This window comes from Paraburkholderia sp. Ac-20340 (assembly GCF_017104965.1).
Lineage (GTDB): Bacteria > Pseudomonadota > Gammaproteobacteria > Burkholderiales > Burkholderiaceae > Paraburkholderia.
Genome location: NZ_JAAGPR010000082.1, coordinates 1 through 1,099, shown reverse-complemented (window position 1 = coordinate 1,099; position 1,099 = coordinate 1). Strand labels below are relative to the sequence as shown.

The following is a 1,099-nucleotide window of genomic DNA, read 5'->3' as shown; positions in this document are numbered from 1 at the left end:
CGACGAGCGGCGCGAGCGCCCGCGCGGCGCGTTGCGGCGAGCGCAGCGCGACGACCAGCAGCACCACGATCGCCGCGAAACCGGCCAGCGAGAGGCGAATGTCCTCGCGCACGTAGTTGGCGTAGAGGCGGTCCGCTTCGGTTTTCAGATCGACGAACAGCGCGCCCGGCACGCCTGCCGAGTCGACGGCGTTGCGCACCGTTGCCGCGTCGAGGCTCGATGTATCGGCCTTCGTTGCGCCGTCCGGTGCGCGCAGCGCGAGCATCGCGTTCCAGCCGCCGCCCGCGCGCGGCGTGAGCAGCGCATCGACGCCGAGTCCCATCGAGGTGCCGCGCAGATCGGCGCGCGTGATCGGCGCGGCGTGGCGGGCGGCCGCGACATCGGCGAGGAAGGGGGCGAAGGCGTCGGGCTTGAGGGCGATCGGTTGATCGGCGAGCGCGGCGCGCAGACGGGCGGCGAGCGTGGTGTCGTCGGGCAGGCTGGCGAGGCGCGCGCGCTGCGTGGCGTCGCTCGGCAGATAGCGCGCCGGGCTTTCGAAACCGGCCAGCACGCCGCGATCGACCAGCGGCTGCAGACTTGCGCCGATCTTTTCCGCGCCTTCGAGCGCCGCCTGTTCGCTGGCGGCGGGGATTTCGACCAGATAGCGCACGTCGGGCGCGCCCACGTCGGCGCGCAGGCGCGCGTCGAGCGCCTGGCTGGCGGCCGGGACCGGGCTCAGCGCGGACAGTTCGTGGCTCCACAGGCCGTCACGATGCAGCGCGAGCACGGCGAGCGCCGCCAGCGCCACGGCCGCGAGCGGCCAGCGCAGACGCGGCGCGGCCTGGCCGGCGCGCGCGAGCCAGCCGCCCAGGCGCGTGACGTCGCGCGTGAGCGCCGGGGCGCCGTGCAGACGCGGCAGAACGCAGCGCGTGACGAGCGCCGCCGGCACCAGGCCCGCGATCGAATACGCGCCGAGTGGCACGAGGCCGGGGAAGCCCGAAAACAGCATCGACGCGAAGCCGCACACGGAGGTCAGCACGCCCAGACGGATCGTCGGCCCGTACGCCGCGACCCAGGCGCGCAGCGCGTCTGCCGCGCGTGCGCCAGCGGGCGGGCGCGT

General features: G+C 75.3%; 1 pseudogene. It reads right to left on the bottom strand.

Annotated elements, in window-relative coordinates:
- A pseudogene (locus G3N59_RS36785) lies at positions 1-1,099 on the bottom strand (hypothetical protein); the annotation flags it as partial.